Source organism: Methylibium sp. (assembly GCF_013817345.1).
Taxonomy (GTDB): Bacteria; Pseudomonadota; Gammaproteobacteria; order Burkholderiales; family Burkholderiaceae_C; genus Methylibium.
The window spans coordinates 26,953-50,798 of the sequence record NZ_JACDCW010000019.1; the positions used below are offsets into that span (position 1 = coordinate 26,953).

Consider the following 23,846-nt stretch of genomic DNA (forward strand, 5'->3'; position numbering starts at 1 on the left):
GTTGGCGGACGCCGTCGCCGCTACAGCGGCGCTGGGCGTGGCGGCGGGCATGGGCTGAATGCTCTCCAGATCAACCAGAAAAACGATCATTCACGAAGCGCGCTCCTGTTCGGCGTATCTCGGCGCGACCGTGCGGCAGCGCTGCTCGACCTGGTGCACGACGCGTTGCACATCCTGGACGGACAAGCGCTGGGCACCGCGGGACTTCAGTAGTCCGGTCAAGTGCTTGCCGCTGAAAACGCTGACACCACCCCGTCCGGTGAGCTCAACAAACCAGCCAGGCAGTGCAACGACCGGCAGCACTTGGACAGGCGAGCCGACCGCGCCGGTCAACCACTTCGCCAGCCACGCCGCCTGCCGCTCGGCTTGTTCCAACGGTGCCTTGGTTGTCCATGTCGGGAACCTCAGGACCTTGCCGTCGAACACGACGGTCGCATCGGCCCTGCCGCGCCCCTGCTTCGGCTTCGTGAAGCCTTTGGTCTCAACAGCGAAGACACCCTCGCTGGAAATCACGACGTGGTCGATGTTGAAGTTGTCGGCCGGGATGTCGTGGAAGACGACTGCGCCCAGACGCATCAGTTGGTCGAGCTCTTGGCCCACGGCGAGCTCAGCGTCGTAGCCGGCCTTCAAGTTGTCGAGCCGTTTGCCCGCCATCAACAATTTGCGCACCGTGAACGCCACGAAGGCCAGAGCAAGCACGACATAAATCAGCGCCAGATGCATCATTCCCTGAAGTCCACGCAAATGACTTTGCGCAAGGAACGTTGCCAACAGCAATAGTGGAATCATCATCAGCATGAACACGTTCGCCGATACGTCATTCGTTGTTTCGTCGAGCTGCTCGCGCAATGTGTGTCCGGGACTCCGCAACATCGCAATGCCGATCGGCGATCTTCGACGCGCCCTGGCCCGCCGTTTCCGCACAACAAGAAATCCAATGGCCAGCGCTGGACCGAGGAAGCAGGCGGCAAGGACGCCGACAAGGATCGCAGCTTGTTGAGCGATCTCGGCCATCAGGAGGCCTTGGCAGCGCTGTGAGGGGGCATCACGTGGAGATCGCTCCGAGTGCATCGACTTTGGCCGCTACTGCTTGGCATGCGTTGCCGGGCCCGCTGAGGTTCTCAAACGGCGAGGTCACTTTCACCCCCGATCCCATATACAAAGGCAGCGATGATCTGCCGCGCCAACGGGGCGAGTGCCTTACGCAATGGCTCGGCCAAACTAACCGTCTTCTGCGCGATGCCGCACTGCTCCGCGAAGATGGGTGAGTCAGTGTTGGCCTGGTAGTGCTTCTGGTTGCCGACAGCGCTCACGGTGACCAAGCCGCTCTGCGCCAGATTTGCCAGCTCACGTTGAACGGCACCCGACCCGCTGCCGACCAGCCCGATCAACTCGGTCGCATAGAAGCTGCGCGACGGCTGCCCGAACAGAAGCCCCAGCCACACGCTGCTTTGTGCCGGAGAACAATGCATCGGCGAGGTCGGAGCGTTTCGGTTGCGAAGGACGCGCTATACCCATATTGGAATGAATGTACCCAACACAGGCACTCAGCCGGCAGCCGTCAGCCGTCAGCCGTCCAAGGCCGATGGAATGTCAACTACCGCAGGTTTTCCGGGGAACGTCAGTCCAGCCTCAGGCACTTGCTGAGCGAGACGCTGGTCAACCTGCTTTTTCCAAGCAGTCTCAAGGCGCGCCGGTCTGAATCTCCACGTGGCTGCCCACATGCCAGCGCACGCGCACAGGCTCTTGCGCGTCGGCGATGGTCTCAGAGTTCACGTCCTTGCCGCTGCCGTAATTGATCTGCCGGTCGGCTCGCTTGTTGATGCCGACCACCAGCACGAGGCGGCTGCCCGCCGCGAGCTTGGCCGCGGTCACGCGCTCGGCAGTGAACGCCAGCAACTGGCGCTCGCCCGCCCGGAGAAGCCGGCGCTCGACGCGGTCGCCGGCGTAGCTGGCCCGAAAGTCGTACGGTTCGAACAGGAGCCGGTAGTCGCCGCTCGCCGTCTGCTCGTACAGCGAGACGTTCAGGTCCACGTCCTGCCGCGAGGGCGTGATGTCGAACTCGCCGTGCAGGCTGCCGTGTATCTCGGTGTCCTTGGGCAGCGGATCGCTGACGAAGCGGATGCTGTTGCGCATGGGCAGTTGTTTTGTGCGCAGCGCGTCCGGCCACGGGATGCTGGCGTCGCTGCGGTCGGCCAGATCGACCGAGAGTCGCGCCTTGCCATCGCCTTTGGCCGGCGTCGGTGACGTCAACAGACGGTGCGGGCCGTCGAGCTTGCGAGTGTTGAGGTACAGGCGCAGCGGGGGGCGATCCGGCGCGTCCAGCGTCGGCGCGTGGCGCCAGCGGTCGGCGCCCATGACCTGGTAGTTGACGCGGTCCTGCAGTAGCGCGGGCTTTTTCGCCCCCTTGAAGACGTGGTCGAGCCATTGATAGCGCAGCTCGGGCAGATCGACACGGGCGACAGGGTCGAGCGTGTAGCCGCGCAGCGTCTCCACTGTGCCGAGCCGGATTGAGGCCGCGTCCCAGGGGCCGAGCAGCAGCGTCGTGTCGGCCTGCGGACGGTTGCGCAGATGCTCGCGGTGGAAGTAGAGCGCGCCAGCCTCGGCGCCGTAGTAGCCGGCGATGTTGAGCACCGGGATGTCGATCTGCGCAAACTGCTCCGCGGAAGGCAGGAACTTGCGCCAGTAGCGGTCGTGGCTGGGGTGCGCCAGCCAGCTTTGCACCAGGTTGCTGCGCTTGCCCAGCAGCACGCGGTCTATGTCCCAGTAAGGGCCGCCCTGGCGGTACCAGCGTTCATCGAGAGCGCGCCACTCCGCGTCGGTGTCGGCTTCGGTATGAGCGAGCGTCGGCTCGGCCATCGCGTGCTCGTGCGTCCAGCGGACGAATGCATTGCGATAGATCTGCCCGGCCATCGGGAAGTCGATGCCCGGCGCCATCGGCGCGGTCGTGGCGATCGCTTTGAGCGCCGCCGGTTTCGAGCGCGCCGCGGCCCAGGCGGCGTAGCCGGAGTAGCCGTCGCCGAGCATGCCGACGCGGCCGTCACTCCACGGTTGCCGGGCGATCCACTCGATGACGGCTGCGGCGTCTTCGCCGTCGTGAACGAAGGGCCACGCATCGCCCTTGCCGTCGGGCGTGCGCCCTCGCGCGTACGCCGTGATGCCGACGTAGCCCTTGAAGGCGCTGCGCTGCGCGTCGTCCTCGGCGGGGTCGAGCGTGAAGCGCAACAGCGTCGGCAGGGGGCCCTTCGCGGCTTTCCCGCCGCCGGGTCGGACCACGCTCGCATGGATGACGACGCCCGCACCCACGGGGATCCGGACGTCCGCCTGCACCACGTAGCGGCGGCGGTTCTCCGCCGCGAACAGCTCGGGCAGCAGCGTGTTGAAACTGCGACGCGATTCATACGCGAGCCAGGCGCGCACAAGGGCCACGGCGTCGGCCTGCGGGAGGCTGCCCTTTGCGCGCCAGCGCTCGAAGGCCTGCTGCAGCGGCTCGCGGAACACCGGCGGCGGGATGGCGAGCCGTTCCATGACGGCCGCGGCTTGCGCGTCGTCGAGCGGCGGCACCAGCTCCTGGAACGAGCGCGTGTAGGCCTTGGCGAAGCCGAGGCGCTCCTTCGCTTCGATCGCTCGCGCATGCGCGTAGATGCCGTCGATGATCGCGCGCTCCGCCAGGGCGTCGAACGGCTTGCCCTCGTGGCGGCGGCGCAGCAAGCGGCTGCTGTCGTAGGCCGCGGCGTAGTCGCCGCTGACGATCTGCAGAGCGGTCAGGTTGGCCAGGTAGCCATCGGTGTCGTCATCCTTGTAGACCGGCACGATGCGCTGCGCCAGATCGCGCATCACGTCCCCCGCAGCGACATCGTCGGGGTCGCGCGGTGCCTGGAAGCTGAAATCCAGCGCCCACGCCCAGACCGGCAGCGCGAGCACCAGCAGGAGGGCGCGACGCATGCGATGGCTCACTGGGTAACCTCCGTGCTTCGCACTGCGGTGCGAGCCCCCTTCGGAGCGGCCGTGCGGGGGCTCATGACTGCTTCGCCCGGCGGCGCTCCGGCGCCTTGACCAGATGCACCACCTGCGTGAACAGCCGGTCGTGCGCCTCTCCGGCCGAGCCGATGTGGACGATGCCGGTGTGCGCGAGTGGGCCGTTGAGCACGTCGATGATGCGTGCCAGCGTGTCGTCGTCGAAGGCGCCGAAGGCCTCGTCCATCACCAGCCAGGGCGGGCTCTGCAGCACCACGCGGGCGAAGCCCAGCAAGAGCTGCTCGTCGATGCTGAGCTCCCGCTCCCAGCGCCGCGTCTCGTTCAGCATGGGTTCCAGGCGCTGTAGGCCCACGCTCGCCAGCGCCGCCGCCATGGCTTCCCGCGGATAGCTGGGCGACGCGATCGCGTAGCACAGCACGTCGGCCAGGGTGCCGCGGGGCAGGTAGGGCGTGCCGCGTGGCATGTAATGGATCGTCTCGCCGCGAGGCCGGCGCACGGTGCCGGAGCCCCAGGGCCACAGGCCCGCGAGCGCCCGGAACAGCAAGGTCTTCTCGGTGCCCGGCGCGCCGAGGATCAGCAGGCGCTGACCGGCTTGCACGACCAGATCGGAAGCGTCCAGCCGATCGCGGCCGGCCCAGACGCGCACCTCGAGCGCTTCGATCGCGAGGGTTCCGGGTTCGCTCTCGGCGTAGGCGATGCGGCTGCCCCGCTGCGCGGCTTCCAGGTCGGACGCCAGCACCTGACGCAGGCCGACGACGCGCAGCAGCGTGGCGCGCCAGTCGGCGATGAGGCTGAAGTTGTCGATGAACCAGCGCAGCGACGACTGCGCCTGCGTGAAGGCGGCGGCGGCCATCATCAGGCCGCCGAACGACACCTTCCCCGAGAAGTACAGCGGCGCGGCCACCAGGATCGGCGCAATGAGCGTGACCCAGCCAAAGCCGGCGGTGACCCAGGTGAGGTTGGTCAGCCCGAGCACCACGCGCGACGTGGCTTGCAAGACATCGTCGAGAGTCGACGCCACCCGGCGCTTCTCGTCGGCTTCGCCGCCGGCCAGCGAGATGCCGTCGAGATGCTCGTTGATGCGGGTCAGCGAGAAGCGCAATTCACCTTCGCGTGCGTAGCGCTCGGCATTGCGCGGGATCAGGCTCCTGCCGACCCAATAGCTCATCAGCGAGCCGGCGCCCGCGTAGAGGATCGCGGCCCACAGCATGAAACCCGGCAGGGCATGGTCCTCGCCGTCGATGAACAAGGTGAAGTCCTTGGAGATGATCCACAGCACGCTCGAGAAGCTGCCGAACAGGACCAAAGCCTGCAGCAGACCCACCCCGAGACTGGCGGACAGATCGCACAGTTTCAGCGTGTCTTCGTGCATGCGCTGATCGGGATGGGCGCCCATCGGGCCGCTGCCCGCGAGCCAGAACGCCCGGCGAGGCTGCAGCCAGAGTCCCACGAGGTCGGTGACCAGGGCCTCGCGCAGCTTGAGCTGCAAGGTTTCGACCAACCACCGCTGCCCGACGTTCAGAACCAACAGGGCGCCCGCGATCACCGCGAACACGCCGAGTTGCCAGATGAACTCGTTCAGGTCGCGACGCGAGATCGCGTCGTAGAACGGCTGGTTCCAGCGGTTCAACTCCAGTTGCCCATAAGCCGTGAACGCGATGACCACGACGATGGCGCCCACCAGCGCGGCCAGCGTCTTCGCCACAGTGGACGCTCGCCAGGCGCCGAGCAACACGCCGACCTGATGGACGACGCCGGTGTTCACCACCAGCTCGGTCCGGCGTGACGCCAGTGCGCTCATCGCCGCCAAGGCGCTCGCAAGGCCGCGGCGGCGATGCGGCGCGCCGAGACACATGAAATGAATGCGGCATAGCTCCAGGCCAGGTGCTTTGCCGAGGTCTGCGCGCCGCTGCGCTGATCGAACTGCTCCGACAGATCGCCGTTGGCCGGCGTGTATGCGCGCACGGTAGCGAGGTAGGCGTCGCCGCGCTCGAACCAGTGGCGAGGATCACGACCCGGCGCGCCGCCCAGCGCCGCGACGCGGAAGCAGAACTCGGCGGCGCCGAGCGTGGAGAAGTAGTAGGCGCCGCCCGAGAAGTACACGTCGCCGGCATAGCGCCCCATCGCCGAGCCGCGGCTTGCTGCGCGGCCGTGGTTGATTGGGTAGGCCGCGTCGAACAGCGCGTCGAGTCGTGCCAGCGTGGCCTGCATGCGCGGATCGGCCACGGTGTGATGCGGCTTCGCTTGCACTTGCTCCCTCTCCCGCCCAGGCGGGAGAGGGAGCGATGCAATTGAATGCAACTCGGCATGAGTCGGTTCGGGGCCCATGCTATGGATCGCCGACAGGATCACCGCGATGTCCAGCGCCTTCGCACTGGGCCGGTCGTCCGCCAGCACGCGTGAGCGGTAGTAGCCGGGCGTCGCGTCGTGTCCGTCGACCCAATAGTCGTCGAGCAAACTCAGCACGGCCTGCGACTCCTCGCCGCAGCGCTGCGCCCCCGCGGTATCGCCCAGGCCCTGCAGCCATGCCGCGCCTTCGGCCAGCGCGGCCGCCGAGACGCGCAGCGTGTAGTAGTGGTGGCCGCTTTCCTCTTCCCAGATGTCGTACGACGGCTCGCGCCAGTGACGCAGCGTGAAGTCGAGGTCGAACCGGATCAAGGCGCTGACCTCCGTCAGCAAGGGCGCATCGAGCTGCCCTCCAGCCGCCCAGCGCAGCAGCGCCAACGCACGCAGCGGCGGCCCGTCGTGCTGGGGGCGCGCCCATCGGGAGACATCGAGCGTGCCGTCGGGGTTCACGCGCGTCTCCATGACGACGGCATCGCCATGGGCGCTGGTGAGGTCGCCTTCGGCGCGCACGAACTGCAGGAATTTGGGGGCCACGCGCGTGAGACGGTCGGTCGCCGCGGCATCGATGCGGCCGTCGAGGTGGTTCAAGGCCAGGCTGAAGCGAGTGAAGTCGCGCAGATGCTGCAAGGCTTCGTCACCGAGACGTCGCTCGACGTAGAGCAGGTGCAGTGCTTCGATGACGACGGCGGAGTCGCGGAACCAATGGAAGAAGTAGTCCGGGTCCGGGTCCCAGTCGCCGAGGACAGGCGACGCGACGATGGCGCCGGCGATCGGCCTCATCGTCTGGCCGAAGCCGGGTCGATGCTTGACGATGGCCACCGGCGAGATGCTGGCGAGCATCGCGCTGGCCGAATGGCGCAACTGCTTTTCGAGCCAGGGCTCGAACGCGGGATCCTGCGGGCTCGTCACGCTCTGGTTCACGCGCTGGGTCACGTTGCCGGCGAAGCGAGATGCGGGCTCGCGAAGTCCAGCGCGCGCAGCCCGGCCTTCACTTCCGGCACGTTCATGAAGAGCTTCCACAACAAGCCCGTGCGATGGTTCTCCATCATGACGACGATGGGGCCCTGGTCGATGGCCAGAAAGGTCTCCGCGAACCAGCCGCGCCGTTCGCTGAACGCATCGACGAAGCCGTAGTCCTTCCAGACACGCTCGCCGTGCACGCTGAGTAAATGCCGTAGCACTTTCATCACCTCGGCAGGCGCGTACGGCAGGCTGGCCAGCGCCGCCGTTGGCGAGAGGGTGCCGTTGTCCGTGTCCGGGGCGTGCGCGAGGTAGCCGTCGGGGTCGTCGCTGGCGGTCAGGCCCCAGCACGACTCGCCGTAGCCCTGGTGGCCATGAGGGTTGGCAATGCAGTGCGCGCGGTTGATCTGCACGTGGCGGCAGTTGAGATCCCAGTAGTCGGCGTAGCGATCCTTCAGGCCGTGCGGATCGAGGCCCAGGAACGAGTAGTGCGTGAAGAACAGCGGGCCGCCGTACGGCATGCCCAAGGGCAGTTCGATGCCGTGGTACGACTTGCGGTTGACGAAGCCTTGCCCAGCCGCGAAGCCGCGGTGATAGACCTCGGGCGGGGTTGCATGGCGCGGCGCGGCCACGGCGAGCAGGTAGGTGATGAGGCACTCGTTCCAGCCGCGCACTTCGTGGTTCATCGCCCAGCCGTTGTTCGGGCTCCAGTGCCAGTACAGGACGTCGCGTCCGCCACGGGTGAACCAGTCCCACTCCACGTCGCTCCACAGCGTGTCGATGTCGGCGCGCAGGCGGCGCGCCTCGGCCGTGTCCTCGCTGAAGTACTGGCGCGCGCACAGCAGGCCCACGACGAGGAGCGAGGTCTCGACCAGATCGGCCGCGTCGTCCTGGGGGCTCATGGGAATCGTCGCGCCGCTCGTGCCGTCGATGAAGTGCGCAAAGGCGCCGTGGTAACGCGTCGCGCGAAACAGTGTGTCGAGCATTTGGCGCAGCCTCTCCAGCGCGGCTTTGCGCGGGACCCAGCCGCGCTCCACGGCGACGATCAACGCCATGATGCCGAAGCCCGAGCCGCCGATGGCCACCTTGCCGTCGGGCGGGCCTTGTACCGTGCGGCGGTCGAGCGCCAAGCCGCTGGCGGCGTCCGCGCCGTCCCAGAAATAGCGGAAGGTCTGGCGCTGCACGGCGTCGATCAAGGCCTCGTCGGGCAGCGCCGCGAGGGCCTTGGGGTCCCTGTCATCCGTTGGCAACTGCAACACTGGCGCTCCTGTCGTTGTGTACGGTGGGGCACGTGGGGCTTCACCCCATCGCGGATCGGCAGCATGCCATCATGAAATCCCCTTGGGTTCTGCCTTGGAGTTTCCCGTGAATCGCATCGACACCCTCATGGCCCGGATGACGCTCGCCGAGAAGCTGGGCCAGCTGACGATGACAGCCTCCGGCTACACCGTCACCGGCCCGGTGATCGCGGGCGACTCCACGCAGTCGATCATCGACGGCACGATCGGCAATCTGCTGAACATGGTCGGTGCGGGGCCCGCGCACGAGATGCAACGGTTGGCCGTCGAGCAGTCGCGGCTCGGCATTCCGCTGCTGATCGGGCTGGACATCGTGCACGGCCATCGCACGCTCTTTCCGATCCCGCTTGCGGAGGCCGGCATTTTCGACGAGGCCGTCTGGGAGCGCACAGCGCGCGAGGCCGCGCGCGAAGGCGCGGCCGACGGCCTGGCGATGACCTTCGCGCCGATGCTCGACGTGTCGCGCGATCCCCGTTGGGGTCGAACGGCCGAAGGGCCGGGCGAAGACCCCTGGCTCAACGGGCGCATCGCACGGGCGAAGGTGCGCGGTTTCCAGGGGACCGATCTGTCGTCGGCCGAATCGCTGGCCGCGTGTGCGAAGCATTTCGTTGCTTACAGCCCGGTTACCGCAGGGCGGGAGTACGCCGCGGTGGACATCTCCGAGCGCACGCTGCGCGAAGTGCACCTGCCCGGTTTTGTGGCGGCGATCGAAGCCGGCGTCGCGACGCTGATGCCGGCCTTCACCGATCTCAACGGCGTGCCGATGACGGCGCACGTTCCCTTGCTGCGCGACTGGCTGCGCGGCGAGATGGGCTTCGACGGCGTCATCGTCAGCGACTACAACGCGATCGCCGAGCTGATCAAGCACGGCGTCGCCGCCGATCTCGTCGATGCCGCGGTGCTCGCCCTGAAGGCCGGCGTGGACATCGACATGATGGCCGACGCGTATCGCAAGGGCCTGCCGGTCGCGCTCGAGCAGGGCCGGGTGACGATCGACGAGATCGATGCGTGCGTGCGCCGCGTGTTGCGGCTCAAGGAGCAGCTCGGTCTGTTCGACGACCCCTACCGCCGCGGCGCGACCCCGGAGCCCGCGGAGGCGGTCGCCGAGCGGCACGCGCTGGCGCGCGACGTCGCGCGCAGGGCCATTGTCCTGTTGAAGAACGAGCGCAGGAACGACCGAGACGTGCTGCCCTTGCCGGCGGCGGCGAAAGCGCTCGCCGTCGTCGGACCGCTGGCCGACGCACGCACCGAGATGAAAGGCCCGTGGTGGGGCGCCGGAGAACACGAGCCGGCCGTCAGCGTGCTCGACGGCCTGCGCGTCGCGCTGCCGCAGACCGACATCCGCCATGCGCCCGGCGTCGCCATCGACGGCGGCGACGACAGCGGCATCGAAGCCGCCGTCGCGCTGTGCGACGGCGCCAGCGCCGTGCTGCTGTGCCTGGGCGAGCGCGCGACGATGAGCGGCGAGGCGGCGAGCCGCGCCACGCCCGCGCTTCCCGGCAGGCAGCAGGCTCTGGCAGAGGCAGTGACAGCCCGTGCGCATGCGCTCGGCATCCCCGTCGTCGCGATCCTGTTCTCGGGCCGACCGCTCGTCGTGCCCTGGCTCGCCGAACACGCCGATGCGTTGCTGGCGGCGTGGTTCCTCGGCGCCGAAGCCGGCCACGCGATCGCCGATGTGCTGACGGGCCGCGCATCGCCGAGTGGTCGCACGCCTATGAGCTGGCCGCGCGCCGTCGGGCAGGTGCCGATCTTCTTCGGCCAGCGCCCCACCGGCCGGCCGATGAATCCCGCCGACTACTACACGAGCAAGTACCAGGATGTGGACAACACGCCGCTGTTCGCCTTCGGCCACGGCTTGACCTACGGCCGCATCCGCTACGAGGAGCTGCAGGTCGAGCCGCGGCGCGTGTGCGAGCAGGACACGCTGAAGATCAGCGTCACGCTGCGCAACGAGGGCGCGCGCGAGGCCGAAGAGACCGTCTTCCTGTTCGTTCGCGCCAAGGTGAGCCGCGTGACCCGACCGCTGCTGGAGCTCAAGGGCTACGCGAAGCTGCGATTGAGGCCGGGCGAGGCCGGCTCGGTGAAGCTGGAACTGCCGGCGAGCGAGCTGCGCTATTTAGGGCCGGATCTGCAGCCGCTGTTCGAGGCGGGTGAGATCGAGATCTGCGTTGGCCCGAGTGCCGAGCCGGCAGGTTTGCTGAGGGAGACCATCGAGTTGGGCTGAAATCGTGCTTGCGTTGACGGCGCTTTGCCTGGCAGATGTTTGTCAATTGACAACAGCTTGGAAGTTTCTGTCGATTGCATCGACCCGCCCTTGCGGCCGGCCGACGCCGAGCACTCAGACCGATGAAGCGCGCGCCTCCGTATGACCTTCCGCGGCGTCACGAATCGCCCTTGCCACACGTGGCGCTTCAAGCCCGATCTCGCGCAGCGCACCGGTCGGCGGATTCCTGAAACCGACGAAGTACAACCCGGCGATCGCAGTCTCCTCGCCGAAGCGGTGCGGCCTGCCGCGTGCATCGGCGATCGCCTCGAAGCCTTCGATCACGTGGCCAAGGCCTGGTGTGTAGCCGGTGGCGAAGACGATGGCCTCGAACGGGTGCAGGGCACCGTCGGCAAAGCGCACGGCATCGGGAAGGATCTCCTGCACCGCCGGCAGCACGCGGATTCTTCCTTGCTTGACCATGGCGATGGTGCCCAGGTCGAGCATGGGGATGCGCCCGGACTCCTCGATCATGCGGTTGGGCCCTAGCGCCGGGCGCACGATGCCCCAGCGCGACAGATCGCCCACCACCAGGCCCATGGTGGCGGTGGCGATGGCATCGCGCAGCGCGAGCGGCAGGTGCGAGAGCAGGACGCTGGTGTGCTGCGTGGGTCGCCCGAAAATGTCGCGCGGTACCACGTGCACCGGGCCGCGCACCACCATCGCAACGTCCACGCCCTGCTCGGCCAGGTCGAGCGCTATCTCGGCGCCCGAGTTGCCGCAACCGACCACCAGCATGCGCCGGCCCCGGTAAGGCGCGGCGTTTTTGTAGGCGCTGGCATGGATCGCAGTGCCGCGAAAGCGCTCCAGCCCGGGCATCGAAAGACGCTTCGGCACGCCGTTGTAACCCGTGGCCACGACGACGATGCGCGGCATCATCGCGCCGGCACTCGTTTCGACCCTGAAGCGGTCGCCGGCGCGCTTTACCGCCTGCACGGTGATGCCCAGGCGAGGCGCAACTTGGTGTTCCGTGGCGTAGGCCTGAAGGTACTGCACCACCTGTTCGCGCGACGGGTACCGCGGCGTCGCCTTCGGCCAGGGCGTCATGGGCAGGCCGGAGTAGGTCTTGGTGGTGTGCAGGTTCAGCCGGTCGTAGTGCCGGTGCCAGGCCGAGCCGATCGTGAGCTCGCGCTCCAGCACCACGTGCGCCAGCCCTTCGTGGCGCAGGCAGGCCGAGGTGGCCAGCCCCGCGGGGCCGGCGCCGATCACAAGGATGTCTTCGGATTGCACGGGCACGGTCTGATTGTTTTTCGGCGGGCAGGAACTGCGTCCACAGGCGCCAGCATGGCAGGCCTAGCGGTGGCGGGCGCTGAGCGAGACGCGCGTCAGCCGTGCACGATGTTGGCGTTGAGCCTGATTGACCCGTTGCTGCTTCTCCACCTGGGCATGTGGACGACGGCAATGCAGCGATTGCCGTCTGTCGCGCCGGAGCCCCGAGCTCACGGTCAAGGTCGTATACCGGCCATAGCCTCGGCGGCGCGCCCGTCTCGCGAAGGGCCGGTATGCGGTGGACTGCTGACGCACGGCGGCACGAGGGGCGCCGACCAGCACCGGTCCATCAGGCCAAGGGCTGCTCTCGCCGGCCCCCCAACCGGTACTGCCGACCCTGAAGGTCTAAACAAGCACCGAACGCCAAAGGCAGCCCAACCCGCCGAGTGCACGCCGAACTGTGTGCATCCCCGCCCGGGCTGAGTTGAGCGCGGCTACTCAAACGCGTCTTCAAACTCGACCTCGAGCACGCCCGAACTGTGGCGCGGTGTGCTGAAGATCATCGCCGGCATCGTGGAGGCATCGGTCATCGAGAAAATTCTCACGCACTTGGGGCTGCAGGCCCGTGCACGACCCTGGGCGCCAGCGCGTGAGCAGTACCGTGCGAGCGGCCCGAGCGATATCAGACGCATTCCGTTCGAGCGGCCGGCACTAAGGCCGGGAACGGCTGCGTCGGGGGTCTTCCGAATCGGGCGAAGCGGCCGGATCGTCAGCTCGAAGGCCGGGTTCTCCGGCGCTCAGCAGTCCGCTTCAGCCTCAAACACCGCAATCCAAGACTCGACCGACGAGCCCAGCCACCCTAGCCCATCGAAAAAAAGCCTTTGAACGACCTATACCTCGGCCGCGTCGGCGGGCAGGCTCGTCGGGCTGGGGGCCGGCAGCTTCCAGTCGCGCCGCACGAAATGGCAGGTGTAGCCGTTCGGCTTGCGCTGCAGATAGTCCTGGTGTTCCGGTTCGGCCTCCCAGAACGAGCCTGCCGGTGCCACTTCGGTCACCACGCGTCCGGGCCACAGCCCTGATGCCTGCGCATCGGCGATCGTGTCTTCGGCGACTCTTTTCTGCTCGTCGCTGGTGAAGAAGACAGCCGATCGATAGCTGAGCCCCCTGTCGTTGCCCTGGCGATTTTCCGTTGTCGGGTCGTGCACCTGGAAAAAAAACTCCAGCAGCTTGCGGAAGCTCAGCCGAGACGGATCGAAGACGATCTCGATCGCTTCGGCGTGGGTTCCGTGGCGGCGGTAGGTCGCGTTCGCAACGTCACCGCCCGAGTAGCCGACGCGAGTAGACAAGACGCCGTCGACCTTGCGAATGAGTTCTTGCATGCCCCAGAAGCAGCCACCGGCGAGGACGGCACGTTCTTCGTTCATTTGCTGTGTTCCATCTGGTCGATGTAAGCGCCATAGCCTTCGGCTTGCATGTCGTCGCGATGAACGAAGCGCAGCGAGGCCGAGTTGATGCAATAGCGCAGGCCGCCGCGGTCCGCCGGCCCGTCGGGAAAGACGTGTCCCAGGTGACTGTCGGCGCAGGTCGATCGCACTTCGGTGCGGGTCATGCCGTGCGCGGAGTCTTTCAGCTCGTTGACGGTCGTGGGTTCGATCGGCTTAGTGAAGCTCGGCCAGCCGCAGCCCGACTCGAACTTGTCGGCCGAGCCGAACAGCGGCTCCCCCGACACGATGTCGACGTAGATTCCGGGCTCTTCGTTGGCAAGGTACTCGCCGGTTCCGGGGGGCTCGGTACCGCTTTTCTGGGTGACGCGATACTGTTCCGGTGTCAGGCGCGAAACGGCCTCGGCAGTCTTTTGATAAGGGGGCATTTCTATTCTCCACATCGCCATTCGACACAAAACAGCTTAGCGAAGTTCACGGCAAGCGATGATCCACGCCGTGATGGCCCCAACCACGAGATGTCATGCCGTTCCATCCAGCTTCGTCGCTTGCGAAATTGATCGAGACGCCCGTTCGCCCCGGAGCGGTGGTCTGGATCGGCACCCGGCCGGCGCGCCAGGCCGAAATGCGGGCCGAGATGGCTGCTGACCTCGAAGCCGGCAAGGGAGTGGTCGGCGATCTGTACCGCAGTCTCGACGGAGCCCGGCAGGTGACGCTGATCCAAGCGGAGAGTCTCGTGACCATCGCCAGTCACCTGGGACGGGAAATCGTCCGTCCCCACGAGCTGCGCCGGAACATCGTGGTCAAGGGCATCAACCTTCTGGCGCTGAAGGGCAGGCGGTTCCGGATCGGCGCCGTCTGCCTCGAGACTTCCGGAGAGTGCCATCCATGCTCCCGCTTGGAAGCGACCTTGGGAGCCGGCGGCTACAACGCGGTGCGCGGCTTGGGCGGGATCACGGCGCGTATCGTCGAAGGCGGGGCGATCCAGGTCGGCGACCGGGTCGAGCCCATGCCGGGTGCGCGCGAACAGATCGCCGGGAGTTTCAAGTCGTAGCCTGCCCCAACGTCGACCAAGGCAGGCCGGATCCCTCCTTCACCGCACTGATGAAGGGCGTATTCCTCGGCGACACCCCGGTGGTCTTGCTGGCCCAGCGCGACCCGTTGCTAAACCCGATCCTGAACACGGTGGCGAGCATCTTCGACGACAAATAGCGGTCGTGAACGCGAGCCTGCGCGGCGAAGTGCGCGGCTTGGCGATGCCCTTGCTGCTCTACCTGGCGCGCAAGCCGAGCTTCCTGCACGACAACTCGGTACCCGAGCTCGACAACCTGCTGAACCCGAGCCGAGGCAGCACGGTGCCGCATCCGTTCTATCTCTCCGACGCCGCGCAACGCGCGACATGGTGGCGTTCCTGCGCAGCCTGAGTACGGGGCCGTAAGTTGAACGCCAACCCGCGACTGCGCGCGTTGGCGAGGATTGCAAGAGTGGGCACTTAAATTGCCCACGACATATCCAATGCGTCACTTTAGCGGCGCGAGCGAAAGGGTAAGTCATGAACAACACTGCAACGAGCCCGAGCGCAGCAATTGCGCATTCCAGCGCCGTGCGACGCCGAGCGTCTGCCCATATTGCTCGGTGGGGTGCGCGACGCTGGTACACGCCGTCAAGGGCGAGATCGTCAACATCGAGGGCGACCCGCGCAGCCCCGTCAGCGAAAAATCTGTCCGAAGGGTGCCGCTATCTATCCAGTGGCAGAAGAATCCCAACCGCGCCACCCGCGTCTTGCATCGGGAGCCCGGTGCCGCTGCGCGGAAGGAAGTGGACGCGCGGCGCTTGCCGCCGCGCTGCTGGGAGACGCGCTGGCCCTGCGTCAACAACTCGGCATGCTCACGCTGGCGCAGCGCGTGCGGGGGCTGCAGCAACCGGCGGGGGCCGGGGACGCCCCTCCGGTCGGGCTCACCGCGCGCGAGCTGCAAGTGTTGCGAATGGTGTTCCACAGCGCCAACACGGTCGCCAACCACGTCCACAGCATCCTCGCCAAGATCGGAGCGGCAAACCGCACGGACGCGGCAGCCTTCGCGGCGCGGCACCGCCTGCTCGAGCGGCGCTGAACACCGCACCTCAGGCGAAGGCCTCGGGGCGCAGTTCCGTGACCTCGGTGATGACGTCGGCGGGCAAACTGGCGCGCCACGCGGCCTCGCGGATCGCCTCGTAGAGGCAGAACGTTTTCTTCTCGTCCAGCGAGAGGAAGGAAAACAACCAGTGCACGCCAACCGCGTCGTTGACGAGCCGGACTTCGGCGGCGCCTTCGCGGGTGACGTCGAGCTGCTCCGCGAAATGGCGTTCGATGACAAACAGCGGCATATTGACTCTCCCGGCGCGGCGGTCCACGATTGTCCCGGGCGGCGGCCGGGCTACCACTGGTCAATTCTGAACATTTTTTCTGGTGCGCGAAATGGTCTGTGCTGTTGATGCGCCGGCCGCTTGCGGCGAATAAATTGATGGTGCCAGCAGCGTCACGGGCGAGCCGGCCCACCGGCGCAGCGGGACAGAGCCGGTCGGCACAAGGAGGGCGACATGACAGACACGTCCGCTTTCGATGGCTTGCGCAGTCGTTTGCGCGGCCAGCTGATCGAGCCTGACGACGCCGACTACGAAGCCGCGCGCAAGGTCTTCAATGCCATGATCGATCGCTACCCGAGAGCCATTGCCCGCTGCGTGGACGTGGCCGACGTCATGGTCGCCGTCGATTTCCCGCGCGAACGGCGGCTCATGCTCGCAGTGCGCTGCGGCGGTCACAACGGGGGCGGCTTGAGCACTTGCGACAACGGGCTGGTCATCGACCTGTCGCGCATGAAGGGCATCCGCGCGGACCCGCAGACCCGCACGGTGCATGCGCAAGGCGGCTGCACCTGGGGCGATATCGATCACGCGACGCACGCATTCGGCTTGGCCTGCCCCAGCGGCATCATCTCCATCACCGGCGTCGGCGGACTCACGTTGGGCGGCGGCATCGGCCACCTGTCGCGCCGCTGCGGCCTGACCATCGACAACCTGCTCGGCGCCGACCTGGTGCTCGCCGATGGCAGCTTCGTCAGCGTCGGCCCGCAAGCGCACCCCGATCTGTATTGGGCGATCCGCGGCGGCGGGGGCAACTTCGGCGTCGTCACTTCCTTTGAGTTCCGGCTGCTCCCTGTGGACGAGGTCATTGCCGGACCGACGGTGTGGCCCTACGAACGCGCGGCCGAGGTGCTGCGCTGGTATCGCGACTTCATTGCGAACGCACCCCGCGAATTGAACGGCTTCTTCACCTTCCTGAAGATTCCGCCGATCCCGCTGTTTCCCGACGCCTTGCACGAAACGATCATGTGCGGCGTGGTGTGGCGCTGGTCCGGCCCGGCGGATTCAGCCGACGAGGTGTTCGCGCCAGTGCGCGCCTTTGGCCCGCCCGCACACCATGCGGTGGGCGCGATGCCTTATCCGGCGCTGCAGAGCTTCTTCGATCCGCTTTACTGCACTGGACACCAGTGGTACTGGCGCGCCGACTTCATCGACGGGTTGTCCGACGCGGCCATCGAGCAGCACGTTGCGCACGGCCGCGTGCCGACGGCGTTGTCGACGATGCACCTGTACCCGATTGACGGCGCGGTGCACGATACCGGCTGCCACGACACCGCGTTCAGCTACCGCACCTCGAAGTGGGCCGAGGTGATTGTCGGCGTCGATCCTGATCCCGATAAAAAGACGCTGATCACCGACTGGACGCGCCGCTACCACGACGCCATGCATGGCTACGGCGCCGGCGGCACCTACGTCAATTTCATGATGGACGAAGGCCAGGAACGCGTGCAGGCGACTTACCGCGACAACTACGCACGGCTCGCCGAGGTCAAGCGTCGCTACGACCCGGAGAACCTGTTCCACGTCAACCAGAACATTCGGCCTACCGAGTGAGTTCGCCTTCCGACTACGTTCGCCAAAACAGCAACTTGTCTTCACATCCCGCAGGGCGCCGTCGAGGGACCGGCCCCGAGCCGGGCACTCGCTGGTCCCTCTTCACGACAGGAAACGACAATGAAAACCGCATCCATCACCCGCAGCATCACCATGGCAGCGCTGGTCACGGCATTCAGTGGCATGGCATGGTCGGACAACTCGCACCGGATGATTTCCGCCGAGGATTTGAAATGGACGGACCTCCCGTCGTTGCCGCCGGGCGCCAAGCTCGCGGTCATCGAAGGGCCGCTGGGCGAGGCGGTGCCCGTCACCGCGCGCATCAAGTTTCCGGCGAACTACAGGTTGCCAGCACACATTCATCCGCACTTCGAGCGCGTCACCGGGCTGACAGGCGCCTTCTACATGGGCATGGGCGACAAGCTCGATGCCGAAAATGCGACGATGGTCCTGCGCCCTGGCGACATGATGATCATGGAGCCGAATACGCCGCACTTCGCGATGACGAAGGAAGAAACGATCGTGCAACTGCACGGCCCTGGACCTTGGAGCATCGTTTACGTGAACCCCGACGACGACCCCCGCAAGAAGTCCCAATGATCAATTGGCCTGGGCTGCTGGCACTGCATCTCATCGGATGCGGCAGCAGCTCGTGAAGTACAGGGTCGCCCAGAGCAACAATCTCCGAGGGCTGTTGACGGAGTACGGCGAAGTGATGAGCATGGGTCGCGCTGCGTTGAACGAAGCTTTCCCGGTGGTGATCGCAAGGTTGATCGACCGACTGCCAGCGGTGCTGATCGACACGCTGCGCGATCAGTGGAGCGGGCTGACCGAACTGGACAAGCGGATAAGCGAGATCGAACGTCGGCTCGGCCAGTGGATGAAGCGGCCGCTCAAGTTCGGCGGCCGGGTGACCGCAGTTGCCAAGCCGGACATGAAGCGATTCAAGTTCTTGAGCGAATCCTTGCGCTCCTCTGCATTGCCTGCGCAAGATTGATCGCTCGCCTGTTGCAAGGATCATGAACCTCTCAGCAGATTGGCTGCTCCGAGTCCGACGAAAACGAGGAACAGCAAGCGCTGAAACGCTGGCCCACTGATGCGGTTCCGTACCGCCAAACCCAGCCATAAGCCCATGAACGCCGCGGCAAGTGCCAAGACCGATTGTGCAGACAGCAGCACCAGCCCAGTGGACGCCTGCAGCCGTGCGGCCAGCGCAAGGGTGGCCACCGTGAACGACAACCCGAGCGCCTGCACCATCTCATCCTTGTCCAAGCGCAAGGCCTGGAGGTACGCCACCAGCGGGATCACGAACACGCTCGTTGCGGCCGTCACGAAGCCGGTTGCTGCGCCGGCTATGGCGCCGATCCATGCCGCCTGCCGCGACAGATCCGGGAGCGTCGGGCGCCACAGTCCCCACACGCCGTAAATGACGAGGACCGAGCCCAAAAGCCGGTGAGCATCGATGGGCGATGGTTCCGTGCTGACCTCGGGAGCCCAGACCGTGACGAGGGCCAACGTCAGCCAAGCGGGCCACAGCATGCCCAGCAGCCGCCGCCAGTGCGAGCCTCGGCATTGTGCGACGTTGGTCGCCAGCGACGGTGCAACCAACAGGGCCGCCGCCTGCGCTGGCGCCATCCAGAGGCCCAGAAGGCTGACGGCCACCGTCGGCAGTCCCATCCCGGTGACGCCCTTGACGCCGCCAGCCAGCAGAAACACGGCTCCCACCCCCAACGCGTGCAGTGCATCCATAGCGGCATCTTCACAGCGACCTGGGCATGCGTCCATCTGGAAGTGATCCGCATATCCTTCGGCGCTGACGAAGGAAGCCTCATATTCACCACACGCCGGGCGCTGAACCACCTCCTCGACGGCGTTTGATCTGCAGTTGTTTGCCGCCGTCATGGAGCACGGCACCGTCACTGCCGGGCCCAGGCGATGAGCTTGTCATTGGCGGCGGCTAGCGCGGCCCCTCGGACTGCAGGAACTGACCAGCGATGCCGTTCTCGAGGCGCTGCGGCGTGGTGTCGCTGGCGTGGGAATCGTGGTCGACATGCGGACACAGCGGGCTTGCTCGCGCAACCCTGGATCGAAGATGGGCTCGTGGCACTGCCGGTAACGCACCCGCGCCGGCGATCGGGTGCGCTCCGGTCCGCACAACTGCTGTATCGGCCATTCGTGGGGCTGTCTGCCTAGCGGGCTCAGCCGATTCTTGGCACAACAGGTCGCCAGAAGCGGGCGCGTCCCGCAGCACCGAGTGCGCGTGAGCAACTTCGACGCCATGGCGCGTGTCCTCAAGGCGGGAATTGGCGTTGCGCTGATGCCGCGGAGCATCTCCACTCTCCGGGCATAGGTCAATCGGGCATGCATGTGCGTGTTCATTCGGCTGATGTCCTGGAGGGCTGGGTGTTTGGCGACTTCCAGTCTCCCAGGCTCAGTCCGGGTGAACACCCGATACAACGTATTGAAGCTTCACACCTAGCGTAGGGGACAGTCCCGGATCCTGCACCCAGCTCCTGCTTTCCAAAACGCAGGGGACGGGAAGGACCGATTGGATGCGTCGGACTGTAGCGATGCAGTCATCGTAGTGCTACTGCAGCACCCGGAGCGGCGTCCAGCGGCTCCTGAAGGAACGGAGCTGGCATGGTATGGACCCTTCGCGCTTTTTTTACTTTGAAGCGAAGGGCGGGCCGCCCGTTTGCTGTTAGCGCATGGAATTGCGCAACGACGCATCCGCACAGTAACCAACCAGGAGCTATCCGAATGAAGACGATTGCAACAAGCTTGATGTGCGCCTGTATGGCGCTGGCAACCGGTGGCGCCGTCGCTCAGGACGCGGCCAAGAAGGACGCCGCCATGGCCAAGGACGGTATGGCAAAGGAGATGACCATGCAGCAGTGCAAGGATCATATGGCGATGTCGAAGGACGCGAAGAAAGGTGACGCCATGATGATGAAGAAGGACGCCATGTGCGCCGACATGATGAAGAAGAAAGACGGCATGACTGAGAAATCGATGAAGAAGTAAGGGGCGGCCGCAAGGCTTTTCTAGCACTTGACAAGGACCGAGGGTCGCTCACTCGCCTCCCGACAGGCGGCGTGAGCACTCGCGGTCTTCGGCAGATTTTTCGGCTTGCGACCTCGCCGAGCCGTGCCGCCAAGCGGTGATGTACCGATCAAGAGCGTAATGGGCGAGGCCCGGCACCTCAGCATGTGGCCCGCATCGCGGATGCCAGTTCGCGCGGCCTCGTACCGGCAGTCGCTCTGCCGAGCCGGCGCCGAAGCACTTCGGCACCTGCTCAAGCATTGAGCCCGTGGCCTCCGATGCTGTCGGAAAGCGTGCCCGTGGGTAACTGTGCTCCACCCCGGTGAAGTCGTAGATGCCGACGAGCCGACCGACGTGAGAGGCTCGCGGCCAGGAGTTGGTGCAGGGTGACCGGTTGCCCTAGTCGGTCTCATACACCTTTGAGGCGCTCGCGGCGCAGGCCTCGCCAAAGCGCAATGTCGTAGCCGATCTTCAGCAGCCCGCACGCCACGAGCGGCAGGGCGAACCATCCGGTCGCGAACAGGATGCCGCTCAGGGTCGGGCTCAACGCGCCTGCCAGGCTGCGCGGAACGGCGGTGAAACTCGCAGCCGCTGGCCGCTCCGCTGGGGTCACGACGGCCATCACATAGGCGCTGCGGGTCGGCACGTCCATCTGCGACAAGGCGCTGCGGACGAACAGCAGCGCAAGCGCGACGGGCAAAGTGGGGGCGAGCGCCGCGAGGATCAGGCATACGTTGGCCGGGATATGCGTGAAGACCATCGTGTTGAGGAGTCCGATTCGTCGCGCAACCAGCGGTGCGGCCAGCTGTGAGACAGCGCTCAACAGCCCCGCCCAGAAGAAGAAGACGCCCGCCTGCGACAGCGACAGCCCGAAGCGTTGCAGCAGCCACAGCGACAACAGCGCATTGACGACCAGGCCGCCGGCAAAGGCATCGAGGCTGAACAAGGCAGCGAGGCGTACGACGACGCGCCGGGAAGGCCCAAGCGGCGCCGTCGGGGCTGCAGCAGGCCCGCCAGTCCCGCTGCTGAAGCGCCGATAGATGCACCAGACAGCGATGCCCACCATCGCGTAAAGCAGGAACATAGCGCGCAGCGCGTCGACCTGGGACACCTTGGCTTGGCTCACCAGCCAATCCGGCACTGCAGCAGCCAGTGCTCCTAGCGCTGCGCATAGAGCGCCGACAAAGCTGTAGCGGGCGAAGAGTTCCGTTCGTTCGTGCCCGCTGGCGGAGTCGGCCAGGCGTGCATGTTCGAGCGGCAGGAACACGCTGACGTCTCCAGCGCTGGGGTTGAGGGTGCCCACGAGTGCAACCAACAGGAGCGGCCAGAACGACGAGAAGCCGGCAAATCCCAAACCGGTGGCAACCATCAGCAAGGCTGCGGCGCGAAGCAGGCGGCTCGAAGGCACCCGATGTCCCCAAGCTCCGACGGCCGCCGTAGCCGCAGCGGAACCAAGCATCGTGGCGGTGGCCAAGATGCCCACCTGGACCGTTCCCCGCCCGAGCGCGAGCAGGTAGGCCGGCAGCAGCACGGCCATGTAGCCGTCGGCAAAGGCCCGCAGCCCACGGGCAGCGAGCAGCGGGACGGCGCCCTCCGCCCCGGGCGGCACCAGCAGTCTTGCGGCCCGCTGGCGCACTGATGCGGCCGCCGTCATGTCGCATTGCTCACATGCCGGGGCAGGAAGCCGGCTCTTGTGGGCCGGGCCCTACTTGCTCGCCGCTTGCGCGTCGAGGGCTGCCCTGACCGTCTTGGCGAGTTCGAGCGCCGGGCCCTTGCCCCAGTAGTGCAGGAAGATGTAGCGCGGCTTCTCATGGGTCATGTGATGGTGGATCGCCACGATGTTGATGCCGCCGGCGCGCATGGCCTTGAGGACCGGCTGCAGCTCGTCCTCGTGCATGGCAAAGTCGCCGTCCACCACTGCCTGCTCGTCGCTGCCGGCGAACGCCGCCCAGGTATTGACGCCCATGGCCTTGCCCATCGTGACACCGTGCATCTCGGCGGTGCGACCGATGACGATCTTGGCCATGCCGTCCTTGGTCTGCGCCTTCTCGCCGAGCAGTGTTTCGATAGGCCCCGGCGTGATGCTGCTCTTGGCCGGGATCTGGCCACCGAACGCGGCCTGCGGCTTTGGCTCCTTGGCGCGGACGCGATCCACGGCGTCGTACACCGCCCTCACGCCCTTGGCCAGTTCCTCGGTGTCGCCCATGCCGGCGATGTGCATGAAGTAAACCTTCGGCTCGTCGAAGAAGAAGTGGTTGTGCAAGGCGGTCACTTCCAGACCCGACTTCAGCGCCGCGCTCATCGCCGCGTTGACCTCGTCCTCGAACAGCACCGTGTCGCCCATCAACATGACGCCGTCGCCCGCACTCTTGAAGGCCGCCCAGGAGCCGGTGCCCATGAAGCTGGGGAGGGTCCAGCCGTCCACCACGACCTTGACGTCATCGCGCGGCTTGCTCAGCTTGAAGACCTGTTCGGTCTTGTCGAAGCTGCCCTCGAGGCCTGTGATGGATTCGATGCTCTTGGTATCGAGCGCTGGCGCGGCGTTAGCGGCGTGGATGGGTGCAAGGGTCAGCACGGCGAAGGCTGCCGCGATGCAGGTTGAGCGCAACATGAAATGCTCCTTGAAGGGTGAGGATCGATCCGCCGCGAGGCGGTTTGCTTCTCCCTCCGCCAGCCTGTCTTGCGCGCCCGGCCCCCGGCTCTGACGAGCCTTGGGAGCGAGCGCTGTTGTTGTGCTCTGCCTCGCCTCAGCGACTTCTCGCGCCGTGCGTGAAGTCGTCGAAGGAGGTGTTGCTATCGGCCTTGGTCCAGACGCCCACGGCGCCGGGCCCGCTGATGTGCTTGTCGTCGAGCTCGATATAGGGCTTGCCGTTGAGCAGCACCACGATGTGGTTGCCCTCGAAGTTAACGCGCAAGGAGTGCCAGGCGCCGAGGGCCACCGGCGCATCAACGTACTTCAGCGTCTTGCGCTTGCCGCGCTCCGTGTAATACAGCGAGACGTTGTTCTCGAGGGCGTTGGCGCGGGCGACGTAGTAGTTGTCGCCGTCCTTCCACCGCCAGACGATACCGCCTGCCTGATCTTGCTTGCCGGAGACGGCCTTGAACTTCACCTCGACGAAGCCATCGGCGAGATCGGTTCCGTTCTTGGCGCACCAGGAAAAATCGGCCTGACCCTCGTGCTTGAGCACATTGGGCTTGCTCCGTGCGTCGGGTTCGGTAACGATCGTCCAGCGCGGGCTACCCTTAGAGGTGGCTCCGGTTGTTCGAACACCGAATCGGCTTCGATAAGTGGAGCCCTGCGGGTTTGATATCGGTGGAGAGTTGTCCACGGCGGCGGGCGGGCGTCGTTTGCGA

At 66.3% G+C, this 23,846-nt stretch carries 22 protein-coding genes and 2 pseudogenes; 10 read left to right on the plus strand and 14 right to left on the minus strand.

Going from position 1 to position 23,846, the window contains the following annotated elements:
- Positions 1–90: 90 nt before the first annotated feature.
- The 6 genes from H0W40_RS05570 to H0W40_RS05595 all read right to left on the minus strand — a co-directional run bounded on the left by H0W40_RS05570 (position 91) and on the right by H0W40_RS05595 (position 8,543).
- Positions 91–1,014, minus strand: coding sequence for a nuclease-related domain-containing protein (locus H0W40_RS05570; RefSeq protein WP_292444036.1), 924 nt, complete (start codon positions 1,012–1,014; stop codon positions 91–93).
- 107 nt (positions 1,015–1,121) lie between these two features.
- Entirely contained in the window at positions 1,122–1,472 is a 351-nt protein-coding gene (locus H0W40_RS05575; protein WP_292444039.1) for a hypothetical protein, read from the minus strand.
- A 211-nt stretch (positions 1,473–1,683) separates the two neighbouring features.
- Positions 1,684–3,945, minus strand: coding sequence for a CocE/NonD family hydrolase (locus H0W40_RS05580; RefSeq protein ID WP_292444042.1), 2,262 nt, complete (start codon positions 3,943–3,945; stop codon positions 1,684–1,686).
- A 73-nt stretch (positions 3,946–4,018) separates the two neighbouring features.
- Positions 4,019–5,779 carry an ABC transporter ATP-binding protein/permease gene (locus H0W40_RS05585; protein WP_292444045.1) on the minus strand — a complete coding sequence of 587 codons (1,761 nt, stop codon included), beginning with the start codon at positions 5,777–5,779 and terminating at the stop codon, positions 4,019–4,021.
- Complete coding sequence (locus H0W40_RS05590; RefSeq protein WP_292444048.1) at positions 5,776–7,257, minus strand: glycoside hydrolase family 15 protein; 1,482 nt, start codon at positions 7,255–7,257, stop codon at positions 5,776–5,778. The genes H0W40_RS05585 and H0W40_RS05590 overlap by 4 nt, the downstream gene beginning before the upstream one ends.
- Positions 7,254–8,543 (minus strand): glucoamylase family protein, encoded by a 1,290-nt coding sequence (locus H0W40_RS05595; protein WP_292444051.1) that lies wholly within the window; start codon positions 8,541–8,543, stop codon positions 7,254–7,256. The genes H0W40_RS05590 and H0W40_RS05595 overlap by 4 nt, the downstream gene beginning before the upstream one ends.
- Before the next feature lie 106 nt (positions 8,544–8,649).
- On the opposite strand from H0W40_RS05595, the gene H0W40_RS05600 reads away from it, so the two are divergent.
- Positions 8,650–10,806 carry a glycoside hydrolase family 3 N-terminal domain-containing protein gene (locus H0W40_RS05600; protein ID WP_292444053.1) on the plus strand — a complete coding sequence of 719 codons (2,157 nt, stop codon included), beginning with the start codon at positions 8,650–8,652 and terminating at the stop codon, positions 10,804–10,806.
- A gap of 114 nt (positions 10,807–10,920) precedes the next feature.
- Here the strand turns inward: H0W40_RS05600 and H0W40_RS05605 are convergent, their stop codons facing one another.
- The 3 genes from H0W40_RS05605 to msrB form a co-directional block, all read right to left on the minus strand.
- Positions 10,921–12,081, minus strand: coding sequence for an NAD(P)/FAD-dependent oxidoreductase (locus tag H0W40_RS05605; protein WP_292444056.1), 1,161 nt, complete (start codon positions 12,079–12,081; stop codon positions 10,921–10,923).
- A gap of 863 nt (positions 12,082–12,944) precedes the next feature.
- On the minus strand, positions 12,945–13,478 hold the full coding sequence (gene msrA / locus H0W40_RS05610) for a peptide-methionine (S)-S-oxide reductase MsrA (protein WP_292444059.1): 534 nt from the start codon (positions 13,476–13,478) through the stop codon (positions 12,945–12,947).
- A complete protein-coding gene (gene msrB, locus H0W40_RS05615) occupies positions 13,475–13,924 on the minus strand; it encodes a peptide-methionine (R)-S-oxide reductase MsrB (protein ID WP_367153745.1) in 450 nt (149 codons plus the stop codon). Before msrB ends, msrA begins: the two co-directional genes overlap by 4 nt.
- A gap of 95 nt (positions 13,925–14,019) precedes the next feature.
- Here msrB and H0W40_RS05620 point away from each other — a divergent pair, with 95 nt between their 5' ends.
- From H0W40_RS05620 to H0W40_RS05635, 4 genes and pseudogenes are all read left to right on the plus strand, one after another.
- Complete coding sequence (locus H0W40_RS05620) at positions 14,020–14,550, plus strand: MOSC domain-containing protein (protein WP_292444063.1); 531 nt, start codon at positions 14,020–14,022, stop codon at positions 14,548–14,550.
- Between the two features lie 163 nt (positions 14,551–14,713).
- Positions 14,714–14,920 (plus strand): hypothetical protein, encoded by a 207-nt coding sequence (locus tag H0W40_RS05625; protein WP_292444064.1) that lies wholly within the window; start codon positions 14,714–14,716, stop codon positions 14,918–14,920.
- 91 nt (positions 14,921–15,011) lie between these two features.
- Positions 15,012–15,203, plus strand: a pseudogene (locus tag H0W40_RS05630) (hypothetical protein); the annotation flags it as partial.
- A gap of 176 nt (positions 15,204–15,379) precedes the next feature.
- Entirely contained in the window at positions 15,380–15,607 is a 228-nt protein-coding gene (locus H0W40_RS05635) for a hypothetical protein (RefSeq protein ID WP_292444066.1), read from the plus strand.
- Positions 15,608–15,617: 10 nt separating this feature from the next.
- Here the strand turns inward: H0W40_RS05635 and H0W40_RS05640 are convergent, their stop codons facing one another.
- On the minus strand, positions 15,618–15,860 hold the full coding sequence (locus H0W40_RS05640; protein WP_292444067.1) for a nickel-binding protein: 243 nt from the start codon (positions 15,858–15,860) through the stop codon (positions 15,618–15,620).
- A 213-nt stretch (positions 15,861–16,073) separates the two neighbouring features.
- Here H0W40_RS05640 and H0W40_RS05645 point away from each other — a divergent pair, with 213 nt between their 5' ends.
- The 3 genes and pseudogenes from H0W40_RS05645 to H0W40_RS05655 all read left to right on the plus strand — a co-directional run.
- On the plus strand, positions 16,074–17,450 hold the full coding sequence (locus tag H0W40_RS05645; RefSeq protein WP_292444069.1) for an FAD-binding oxidoreductase: 1,377 nt from the start codon (positions 16,074–16,076) through the stop codon (positions 17,448–17,450).
- 120 nt (positions 17,451–17,570) lie between these two features.
- The gene (locus H0W40_RS05650) at positions 17,571–18,050 is read left to right on the plus strand and encodes a cupin domain-containing protein (RefSeq protein WP_292444071.1); all 480 of its coding nucleotides are present in this window, start codon (positions 17,571–17,573) and stop codon (positions 18,048–18,050) included.
- 25 nt (positions 18,051–18,075) lie between these two features.
- Positions 18,076–18,336: pseudogene (locus tag H0W40_RS05655) on the plus strand (IS110 family transposase); the annotation flags it as partial.
- 131 nt (positions 18,337–18,467) lie between these two features.
- On the opposite strand, the gene H0W40_RS05660 reads toward H0W40_RS05655, so the two are convergent.
- Entirely contained in the window at positions 18,468–19,352 is an 885-nt protein-coding gene (locus H0W40_RS05660; RefSeq protein ID WP_292444072.1) for a sulfite exporter TauE/SafE family protein, read from the minus strand.
- A 235-nt stretch (positions 19,353–19,587) separates the two neighbouring features.
- Here H0W40_RS05660 and H0W40_RS20000 point away from each other — a divergent pair, with 235 nt between their 5' ends.
- Together H0W40_RS20000 and H0W40_RS05665 are read left to right on the plus strand one after the other, a co-directional pair.
- Positions 19,588–19,800, plus strand: a complete 213-nt coding sequence (locus H0W40_RS20000) for a LysR substrate-binding domain-containing protein (RefSeq protein WP_367153743.1) — start codon at positions 19,588–19,590, stop codon at positions 19,798–19,800.
- A 410-nt stretch (positions 19,801–20,210) separates the two neighbouring features.
- Positions 20,211–20,474, plus strand: a complete 264-nt coding sequence (locus tag H0W40_RS05665) for a hypothetical protein (RefSeq protein WP_292444074.1) — start codon at positions 20,211–20,213, stop codon at positions 20,472–20,474.
- Positions 20,475–20,901: 427 nt separating this feature from the next.
- Here H0W40_RS05665 and H0W40_RS05670 read toward each other — a convergent pair whose 3' ends face one another.
- From H0W40_RS05670 to H0W40_RS05680, 3 genes are all read right to left on the minus strand, one after another.
- Positions 20,902–22,146: an MFS transporter gene (locus tag H0W40_RS05670; protein WP_292444076.1), complete on the minus strand. Its 1,245-nt coding sequence runs from the start codon at positions 22,144–22,146 to the stop codon at positions 20,902–20,904.
- Between the two features lie 51 nt (positions 22,147–22,197).
- Positions 22,198–23,103 carry a DUF1259 domain-containing protein gene (locus tag H0W40_RS05675; RefSeq protein ID WP_292444077.1) on the minus strand — a complete coding sequence of 302 codons (906 nt, stop codon included), beginning with the start codon at positions 23,101–23,103 and terminating at the stop codon, positions 22,198–22,200.
- A gap of 136 nt (positions 23,104–23,239) precedes the next feature.
- Entirely contained in the window at positions 23,240–23,821 is a 582-nt protein-coding gene (locus tag H0W40_RS05680; RefSeq protein WP_367153746.1) for a family 16 glycoside hydrolase, read from the minus strand.
- Between the last annotated feature and the right edge of the window lie 25 nt (positions 23,822–23,846).

Excerpts from the sequence above, each read along its gene's own strand:
- H0W40_RS05570 (WP_292444036.1), bottom strand. The coding sequence starts at position 1,014 with ATGGCCGAGATCGCTCAACAAGCTGCGATCCTTGTCGGCGTCCTTGCC.
- H0W40_RS05575 (WP_292444039.1), bottom strand. The coding sequence starts at position 1,472 with ATGCATTGTTCTCCGGCACAAAGCAGCGTGTGGCTGGGGCTTCTGTTC.
- H0W40_RS05580 (WP_292444042.1), bottom strand. The coding sequence starts at position 3,945 with ATGCGTCGCGCCCTCCTGCTGGTGCTCGCGCTGCCGGTCTGGGCGTGG.
- H0W40_RS05585 (WP_292444045.1), bottom strand. The coding sequence starts at position 5,779 with ATGAGCGCACTGGCGTCACGCCGGACCGAGCTGGTGGTGAACACCGGC.
- msrA (WP_292444059.1), bottom strand. The coding sequence starts at position 13,478 with ATGAACGAAGAACGTGCCGTCCTCGCCGGTGGCTGCTTCTGGGGCATG.
- msrB (WP_367153745.1), bottom strand. The coding sequence starts at position 13,924 with ATGCCCCCTTATCAAAAGACTGCCGAGGCCGTTTCGCGCCTGACACCG.
- H0W40_RS05620 (WP_292444063.1), top strand. The coding sequence starts at position 14,020 with ATGCCGTTCCATCCAGCTTCGTCGCTTGCGAAATTGATCGAGACGCCC.
- H0W40_RS05635 (WP_292444066.1), top strand. The coding sequence starts at position 15,380 with ATGCTCACGCTGGCGCAGCGCGTGCGGGGGCTGCAGCAACCGGCGGGG.
- H0W40_RS05640 (WP_292444067.1), bottom strand. The coding sequence starts at position 15,860 with ATGCCGCTGTTTGTCATCGAACGCCATTTCGCGGAGCAGCTCGACGTC.
- H0W40_RS05645 (WP_292444069.1), top strand. The coding sequence starts at position 16,074 with ATGACAGACACGTCCGCTTTCGATGGCTTGCGCAGTCGTTTGCGCGGC.
- H0W40_RS05650 (WP_292444071.1), top strand. The coding sequence starts at position 17,571 with ATGAAAACCGCATCCATCACCCGCAGCATCACCATGGCAGCGCTGGTC.
- H0W40_RS05660 (WP_292444072.1), bottom strand. The coding sequence starts at position 19,352 with ATGACGGCGGCAAACAACTGCAGATCAAACGCCGTCGAGGAGGTGGTT.
- H0W40_RS05665 (WP_292444074.1), top strand. The coding sequence starts at position 20,211 with ATGAAGACGATTGCAACAAGCTTGATGTGCGCCTGTATGGCGCTGGCA.
- H0W40_RS05670 (WP_292444076.1), bottom strand. The coding sequence starts at position 22,146 with ATGACGGCGGCCGCATCAGTGCGCCAGCGGGCCGCAAGACTGCTGGTG.
- H0W40_RS05675 (WP_292444077.1), bottom strand. The coding sequence starts at position 23,103 with ATGTTGCGCTCAACCTGCATCGCGGCAGCCTTCGCCGTGCTGACCCTT.